The organism is Nocardioides sp., from assembly GCF_051876515.1.
GTDB lineage: Bacteria > Actinomycetota > Actinomycetes > Propionibacteriales > Nocardioidaceae > Nocardioides.
In genome coordinates this window covers 1-7,953 of sequence record NZ_JBJEHY010000178.1, presented here as the reverse complement: position 1 = coordinate 7,953, position 7,953 = coordinate 1, and the positions used below count along the sequence as shown (strand labels likewise).

General features: G+C 72.5%; 8 protein-coding genes. 7 read left to right on the top strand and 1 reads right to left on the bottom strand.

Annotation, left to right across the window (positions count from 1 at the left end; genetic code table 11):
* From ACI379_RS13370 to ACI379_RS13340, 7 genes are all read left to right on the top strand, one after another.
* Positions 1 to 95, top strand: a 95-nt coding sequence (locus tag ACI379_RS13370; protein ID WP_439792585.1) for a bL21 family ribosomal protein, incomplete at its 5' end; no start/stop codon positions are given.
* Between the two features lie 34 nt (positions 96 to 129).
* Positions 130 to 384 (top strand): 50S ribosomal protein L27, encoded by a 255-nt coding sequence (gene rpmA, locus ACI379_RS13365; protein ID WP_439792584.1) that lies wholly within the window; start codon positions 130 to 132, stop codon positions 382 to 384.
* 123 nt (positions 385 to 507) lie between these two features.
* Positions 508 to 2,073 (top strand): GTPase ObgE, encoded by a 1,566-nt coding sequence (gene obgE / locus ACI379_RS13360; RefSeq protein WP_439792583.1) that lies wholly within the window; start codon positions 508 to 510, stop codon positions 2,071 to 2,073.
* Positions 2,070 to 3,191 (top strand): glutamate 5-kinase, encoded by a 1,122-nt coding sequence (gene proB / locus ACI379_RS13355; protein WP_439792582.1) that lies wholly within the window; start codon positions 2,070 to 2,072, stop codon positions 3,189 to 3,191. Before obgE ends, proB begins: the two co-directional genes overlap by 4 nt.
* Before the next feature lie 31 nt (positions 3,192 to 3,222).
* Positions 3,223 to 4,416 (top strand): cysteine desulfurase family protein, encoded by a 1,194-nt coding sequence (locus ACI379_RS13350; RefSeq protein ID WP_439792581.1) that lies wholly within the window; start codon positions 3,223 to 3,225, stop codon positions 4,414 to 4,416.
* Positions 4,413 to 5,531 carry a tRNA 2-thiouridine(34) synthase MnmA gene (mnmA, locus tag ACI379_RS13345; RefSeq protein WP_439792580.1) on the top strand — a complete coding sequence of 373 codons (1,119 nt, stop codon included), beginning with the start codon at positions 4,413 to 4,415 and terminating at the stop codon, positions 5,529 to 5,531. Before ACI379_RS13350 ends, mnmA begins: the two co-directional genes overlap by 4 nt.
* Positions 5,528 to 6,535: a methionine synthase gene (locus ACI379_RS13340; protein WP_439792579.1), complete on the top strand. Its 1,008-nt coding sequence runs from the start codon at positions 5,528 to 5,530 to the stop codon at positions 6,533 to 6,535. The genes mnmA and ACI379_RS13340 overlap by 4 nt, the downstream gene beginning before the upstream one ends.
* A gap of 88 nt (positions 6,536 to 6,623) precedes the next feature.
* On the opposite strand, the gene ACI379_RS13335 is transcribed toward ACI379_RS13340, so the two are convergent.
* Positions 6,624 to 7,953: MFS transporter (locus ACI379_RS13335; RefSeq protein WP_439792578.1), on the bottom strand; the 1,330-nt coding region annotated here is incomplete at its 5' end.

Here is a 7,953-nt window from a genome sequence, read left to right as displayed (position 1 = left end):
TCATCCAGAAGTACAAGAACAAGACCGGCTACAAGAAGCGCCAGGGTCACCGTCAGAAGTACACCCAGGTCAAGGTCACCGACATCTCCCTCTGAGCGTCTCGCACAGAATCACTGAAGGACTGAATTCATGGCACACAAGAAGGGTGCAGCCAGCACCAAGAACGGTCGTGACTCCAACGCCCAGCGCCTCGGTGTGAAGCGCTACGGCGGCCAGGTCGTCGGCGCCGGCGAGATCATCGTCCGCCAGCGTGGCACCCACTTCCACCCCGGCAACGGTGTGGGCCGTGGCGGCGACGACACCCTGTTCGCCCTCGTGGCGGGTGCTGTGGAGTTCGGCACCAAGCGCGGCCGCAAGGTCGTCAACGTCGTCCCGGGCGAGTGACGCTCCGGCGACACTGATCTTCCGCGAAGGGCGTCCCTGGTCTGGGGACGCCCTTTCGCCTTTCCACCACCGTTCCGCCCCCAGCAGCACCCGCACCACCACCTTCTGAAGAGAGGCCCTCCCATGGCTGTCCCGACCTTCGTCGACCAGGTCACCCTGCACATCGCGGCAGGTCGTGGCGGCAACGGCGTCGCCTCGGTGCACCGTGAGAAGTTCAAGCCGCTCGGTGGCCCCGACGGCGGCAACGGTGGTCCCGGCGGCTCGGTGATCCTCCGTGTCGACCGCGACGTCACCACGCTGCTCGGCTACCACCACAGCCCCAAGCGCCGCGCCCCCCACGGCGGCCACGGCGCCGGCGACTTCCGCAACGGCGCGCACGGCGCGGACATGGTGCTCCCCGTGCCCGACGGCACGCTGGTCAAGGACATGGACGGCAACGTGCTGGGCGACATGGTCGGTGTCGGCACCGAGATGGTCATCGCCCAGGGCGGCCGCGGCGGCCTCGGCAACGCCGCCCTGGCCAGCAGCAAGCGCAAGGCCCCCGGCTTCGCCCTGCTCGGCGAGCCCGGCGACGAGCTCTCGGTCCGCCTGGAGCTGAAGGTCGTCGCCGACATCGGCCTGGTCGGGTTCCCCAGCGCCGGCAAGTCCAGCCTGATCGCGGCGATCTCCCGGGCCAAGCCCAAGATCGCCGACTACCCCTTCACCACGCTGGTGCCCAACCTGGGCGTGGTCACCGCAGGCGACACGATCTTCACCGTCGCCGACGTCCCCGGTCTGATCGAGGGCGCCGCCGAGGGCCGCGGTCTCGGGCACGACTTCCTGCGCCACATCGAGCGGTGCGCCGCGCTGGTGCACGTGATCGACACCGCCTCGATCGAGCCCGGCCGCAACCCCGTCGACGATCTGGACGTCATCGAGAACGAGCTGGCGCGGTACGGCGGCCTGGAGGACCGGCCCCGCCTGGTCGCCCTCAACAAGGTGGACGTGCCCGACGGCGACGGCATCGCCGACATGGTCGTCGACGAGCTCCGCGAGCGTGGGCTGAAGGTGTTCAAGGTCAGCGCCGCGTCGAGCGCCGGCCTGCGCGAGCTGACCTTCGCGATGGCCGAGATCGTCCAGCGTGCCCGCGCCGAGGCGCCGGTCGTCGAGGCCACCCGCATCGTGCTGCGGCCCACGGCCGTCGGCAAGGGCGTCGACTTCGAGGTCACCGAGACCCCCGACGGCTGGCGCGTGCGCGGCGAGAAGCCCGAGCGCTGGGTCCGCCAGACCGACTTCAGCAACGACGAGGCCGTCGGCTTCCTCGCCGACCGCTTCAACCGTCTCGGCATCGAGGATCGCCTCGTCAAGATGGGCGCGGAGGAGGGCGACGCCGTCATCATCGGCGCCGAGAACAACTCCGTCGTCTTCGACTTCAAGCCCGGCATCGAGGCCGGCGCCGAGATGCTCGGCCGACGCGGTGAGGACCAGCGCTTCGACGAGTCGCGTCCTGCCGCCCAGCGTCGCCGCGACATCGACGAGGCGATGGACGACCGCGGGGAGAACGAGACCCGCGCCGACGTCGCGCGCCGCCTCGACCGCAGCAAGAAGGGCAAGCAGGAGACCTCGAACAGCTCCGGCATCGGCCCGATGTCGTACGAGATCGGCTCGGCCGAGGACCCGGACTGGGGCGACCAGGACGGTGACGCGTGAGCGGAGCCGCCGTACGCGCCGCGGTCGCTCAGGCCCGCCGTGTCGTGGTCAAGGTCGGCTCCTCCTCCCTGACCACCCCCGAGGGCGGGATCGCTCCCGACGCGGTGCGCGACCTCGTGGACGTGCTCGCCTCCGTACGCGCCCGAGGCGCCGAGGTCGTCCTCGTCTCCAGCGGGGCGATCGCGGCCGGCCTGGCCCCGCTCGGGCTGCGCAGCCGGCCCACGGCCCTGGCGGCCCAGCAGGCGGCGGCCTCGGTGGGCCAGGGTGTGCTCGCCCACCACTACCAGCGTGAGTTCGCCCGGCACGGCGTCGTGACCGGGCAGGTGCTGCTCACCGTCGACGACGTGATGCGCCGCTCGCACTACCGCAACGCCCACCAGACCTTCGCCAAGCTGCTGGAGTTCGGCGCGCTGCCGATCGTCAACGAGAACGACACGGTGGCCACCGCCGAGATCAGGTTCGGTGACAACGACCGGCTGGCCGCGCTCGTGGCGCATCTGGTCCACGCCGACCTGCTGGTCCTGCTCTCCGACGTGGACGGCCTCTACACCGCCAAGCCGGGCACTCCGGGGGCCCACCTGATCAGCGACGTCCGGGCGCTGAACGAGCTCGCCGACGTCGACGTGAGCGCGACCGGCTCCGCCGTCGGCACCGGTGGCATGGTCACCAAGACCGAGGCGGCCCGGATCGCGACCGGGGCCGGGATCCCCGTGGTCCTCACCTCGGCCGGCAACGCGGCGCAGGCCCTGGCCGGGGAGCAGGTCGGGACGCTCTTCCACGCCACCGGCCGCCGGCGCCGTACCCGTCTGCTCTGGCTCGCCCACGCCACCGAGGGCAAGGGGGTGCTCGTGCTGGACGCGGGGGCCGTACGCGCCGTCGTGGAGCGACGCGCCTCCCTGCTGCCGGCCGGCCTGACCGGCGTCGAGGGTCACTTCGTGGCCGGCGACCCCGTCGACCTGGCCGGACCGGACGGCACCGTGGTCGCGCGCGGCCTGGTGAACTTCGACAGCGAGGAGCTCCCGCAGCTGCTGGGCCGCTCCACGCACGCCCTGAAGAAGGAGCTGGGGGCGGCGTACGAGCGCGAGGTCGTCCACCGTGACGACCTCGTCGTCCTGTGAGCCACGCCCACCCGCGTATTCTGGGACAGACATGACCACAGGCCGTACCTATCTCGACCACGCCGCGACGACGCCGATGCTGCCCGCCGCGGTCGAGGCGATGACGGCTCAGTTCGCCGAGGTCGGCAACGCCAGCTCGCTGCACGGTTCGGGCCGTGCCGCCCGCCGGGTGGTCGAGGAGTCGCGTGAGCGCATCGCCCAGCTGATCGACTGCCGCCCCGGCGACATCGTCTTCACCTCCGGCGGCACCGAGTCCGACAACCTGGCCGTGAAGGGCGTCTTCTGGGCCCGACGGGCCGAGGACCCCCGCCGCACGCGTGTGCTGGCCACCGCGGTCGAGCACCACGCCGTTCTGGACCCCCTCCACTGGCTGGCCAAGGAGGAGGACGCCGACGTCGAGCTGCTGCCCGTCGACGCCCAGGGCCGCCTCGACGTGGCCGCCTTCCGCGCCTCGGTGGAGGCGGACCCCACGTCGGTGGCGCTGGTCTCGGTCATGTGGGCGAACAACGAGGTCGGCACGCTCCAGCCGGTCGACGAGGTCGTCGAGATCGCCCACCAGCACGGCATCCCGGTGCACACCGACGCCGTGCAGGCCGTGGGGTCGGTCCCGGTCTCGTTCGCCTCGTCGGGCGTCGACGCCCTCACCTTCACCGGGCACAAGCTGGGCGGACCCTACGGCGTGGGCGCACTCGTGGTGCGCCGCGACCTGCCGGTGCAGGCGCTCCTGCACGGCGGCGGTCAGGAGCGCGACATCCGCAGCGGCACCCTCGACGTGCCCGGCATCGCCGGTCTGGCGGCGGCCGTCGAGTCGGCGGTGACGGAGCAGGCGGCGTTCGCCCGCCGGGTCGCCGGCCTGCGGGACGACCTGGTCCGGCGCATCCTCGAGGTGGTCCCCGACGCGCACCTGCACGGAGCCGAGCCCGGCCCGGGTCGCCTCCCCGGCAACGCCCACGTGGGCTTCCCCGGCTGCGAGGGAGACTCCCTGCTCATGCTCCTCGACGCCCGAGGCGTGGAGTGCTCCACCGGGTCGGCCTGCTCCGCGGGAGTTCCGCAGCCGTCCCACGTACTGCTCGCCATGGGGTGCGACGCCGTCTCCGCGCGTCACTCGCTGCGCTTCTCCTTCGGTCACACCTCGACCGCGGCGGACGTGGACGCCGTGGTGGCCGCGATCGGTCCCGTGGTCGAGAGGGCACGCGCCGCGGCGGCTCCCCGGAGGCACGGGTGAGGGTCATCGCGGCCATGTCGGGCGGTGTGGACTCGGCGGTCGCTGCGGCGCGCGCCAAGGAAGCCGGCCACGACGTGACGGGGGTGCACCTGGCGCTGTCGCGCAACCCGGCCTCGTACCGCACCGGTGCCCGCGGCTGCTGCACGGTGGAGGACTCCCTCGACGCCCGGCGTGCGGCCGACGTGATCGGCATCCCGTTCTACGTGTGGGACATGTCGGAGGAGTTCCACGAGAACGTGGTCACCGATTTCATGGACTCCTACGCCTCGGGCCGCACACCCAACCCGTGCCTGCGCTGCAACGAGAAGATCAAGTTCGCCGCCGTGCTCGACCGCGCCCTCGCGCTCGGGTTCGACGCCGTGGTCACCGGGCACTACGCGCAGCTGCGCACCGGCGAGGACGGCCTGATCGAGATGCACCGCGCGGTCGACCACGGCAAGGACCAGTCGTACGTGCTCGGCGTGCTCACCCAGGAGCAGCTGGCGCACTCGCTGTTCCCACTGGGCGACACCACGAAGCCGGAGATCCGGGCCGAGGCCGCCCGCCGCGGCCTCCTGGTGGCCGACAAGCCGGACTCGCACGACATCTGCTTCGTCGCCGACGGCGACAACGCCGGCTGGCTGGGGGAGAAGCTCCAGGGCCGCGCCCCCACCGCCTCGGGCGAGTGGGGCGGCGACATCGTCGACGACGCCACCGGTGAGGTGCTGGGGCAGCACCCGGGGACGTACGCGTTCACCGTCGGCCAGCGCAAGGGACTGCGGCTGGGACGGCCCGCGCCCGACGGCAAGCCGCGTTTCGTCCTCGACATCGAGCCGGTCAGCGGCACGGTACGTGTCGGCGGCCGCGAGGCGCTCCGCGTCGACCGCGTGTCGGCGGCCGCGCCGCGGTGGTGCGGGACGGTGCCGGAGCGCGTCGAGGGAACCGTGCAGATGCGCGCCCACGGCGCCGAGCACCGAGCCGTCGTGCGGGTGGACGGCGACAGCGTCGAGATCGAGCTGCTGGAGCACGCCGAGGGCATCGCGCCCGGTCAGGCCGCCGTCATCTACGACGGGACCCGTGTGGTGGGTTCGGCGACCATCGAGTCAACGCGACGGACGGCGCGGGGGCCGGCGTGACGTTCGCGACCGGCGTCGGGTCGTTGCCCGGCGAGGACGCGCACGCCTTCGACGAGGCGGTGCGCGCGGTGCTGGGTGAGCTGGGCAGCGCCCCCGGGCTGCCGTTCCTGCCGGAGCTGCCCGGCCGCGGTGTCCACGCGGCGATGACGGGTCGCGGACTGGCACTCGTACGGGAGCTGGGCGTCGACCTGCAGCCCGCCGGCTGGCGGCTGACCGGGACGCCGGCGACCTCGGGCGTCGACCACCGGCGCGCGGTCTCCCTGCTGGCCCAGGACCTCGACGCGCTGGAGGAGCAGTCCCAGACGTACGAGGGCGACCTCAAGGTGCAGCTGACCGGGCCGTGGACGCTGGCGGCGACCGTGGAGAAGCCGCGTGGCGACAAGGTGCTCTCCGACCACGGTGCCCGTCGCGAGCTGGCGCAGGCGCTGGCCGAGGGCGTACGCGGGCACGTGGCTGACCTGCGCCGGCGTCTCCGCGGCGTGGGGCGTCTCGTGGTCCAGGTCGACGAGCCCGCGATGGCGGCGGTCGCTGCCGGGCGGGTGCCGACGGCGTCCGGCTACGGACGGCACCGCACCATCGACAAGCCCGAGCTGACCGAGTCCCTGGGTTGGGTCCTCGCCGCGGTGCGCGACGCGGGGGCGGAACCGTGGGTCCACGCGTGCGCCCCGTCGACGCCGTGGGACCTGGTGGTCAAGGCCGGCGCGGCCGGCCTGGTGGTGGACGTGGACGTGCTGGGCCCGGACGACCTGGACCTGGTGGCGGAGTCGTTGGAGGGGGACCGCACGGTCGTCCTCGGGGTGCTCACGAGCACGGCGCCGGAGGCTGTCCCGACCGAGGGCGCGGTGACGGACCGGGTGCTGCGCCTGCTCGACATGGTGGGTCTGGATCCCGACGTCGTGGGTGCGCGGCTGGGGGTCTCGCACGGCTGCGGCCAGGCGGGCGCCGAGCCGGCGTGGGTGCGTTCGTCCTGGACGTTGCTGACGCAGGCGGCCCGCAACCTCTGAACGCGTACGACCCCGCCGGGGCGGGGCCGTACGGGCGGTGCTGCGGTGCTGGATGGGTGGTGCCGGGTGGTGCCCGGTCCGCCTCGCGTCAGACAGTGACCGCGGGGTCCTCGTCAGCCTGCTCGGTCGGTGCGCCGGGCTTGCCGTGCCCGAGCTCGTGGGGCTGGACCCGCATGAACCCGACGATGATCACGGAGGCGACGAGCATGAGTCCGGCCGCGACGAGGAACGCGTGGGTGGCTCCCTCGGTGTACGTCGCCTGGAACAGGGCGAGGTCGATGAGCCTCAGCCCGGATCCCTCGGCGACGGCGTCGGGGTTGAGCCCCGCCGCGGTGAGCCCGGCGCGCAGAGGAGCCTCGACGTCGGCCGTGCGGGCGTTGACGAAGTGCAGGGAGATGGTGCTGAGGAGTCCGAGACCGAAGGCGCCGCCGATCTGGGTGACGGTGTTGAGCACGCTCGACCCGACGCCGGAGTCCTCGACGCGGATGGCGTGCACGGCGGTGAGGGTCATCGGGACGAACGTGAGACCCATGCCGAGGCCCATGAGCGCCAGGAAGGGGAACAGGTCGGTCCAGTACGAGAACGAGTCCGCCCCGACGGTGCTGCCCTGCGCGAGCTGGGCGAGGACGTGGGCGGGGGAGTGGTCCACCGAGTAGCGGGAGAAGCCGACGAGGCCCCCGGCGGCGAGCAGGGTGCCGAACCCGGTGATCCATCGGATGGAGATCCTCGAGACGAGCTTGGCGGCGATGATGGTGGAGACCATGACCGACATCGAGAACGGCAGGAACGCGACGCCGGCCTTGAACGGCTCGAAGCCGACGATGCGCTGCACGTAGAGGCCGTTGAAGTAGAACATCGACATCATCGCCATCGAGGCGAACAGCATGGCCGCGAACGAGGTGCCGCGGGTGCGGTGCGTGATGATGCGCAGCGGGAGCAGGGGGTGCTCGACGCGGCGCTCGATCACCACGAACGCGACGAGCAGGGCGATGCCGACGCCCAGCGCGGCGACGGTGAGCGGGTCGGTCCAGCCGTGCTCGGCCTCGCCGGCCCGGGACAGGCCGTACACGAGGGCGAACATGCCGAGGGTGCCGGTGGCGGCGCCGGGTACGTCGAGGGGGTTGCGGTTGCGCGCGGACTCCGCGAGCCAGCGGGGCGCGAGCGCGGCCGCGGCGAACCCGATGGGGGCGTTGATGAGCAGGGTGAGGCGCCAGCCGGTGACGTCGAACCCGAGGATCGAGTCGATGCCGGTGAGCCACCCGCCGAGGAGCAGGCCCATGGCAGCCCCGATGCCGGACATGCCCGCGTAGACGCCCATCGCCTTGTTGCGCTGGGGACCTGCGGGGAACGTCGTGGTGATGAGGGCGATGGCAGCGGCGACGAGGTAGAGCTGCGGGAAGGTGAGCAGGCCGTGCAGG

Bases quoted from the DNA above. Each gene is read 5' to 3' on its own strand.
- rpmA (WP_439792584.1), top strand. From the start codon at position 130: ATGGCACACAAGAAGGGTGCAGCCAGCACCAAGAACGGTCGTGACTCC.
- ACI379_RS13350 (WP_439792581.1), top strand. From the start codon at position 3,223: ATGACCACAGGCCGTACCTATCTCGACCACGCCGCGACGACGCCGATG.
- obgE (WP_439792583.1), top strand. From the start codon at position 508: ATGGCTGTCCCGACCTTCGTCGACCAGGTCACCCTGCACATCGCGGCA.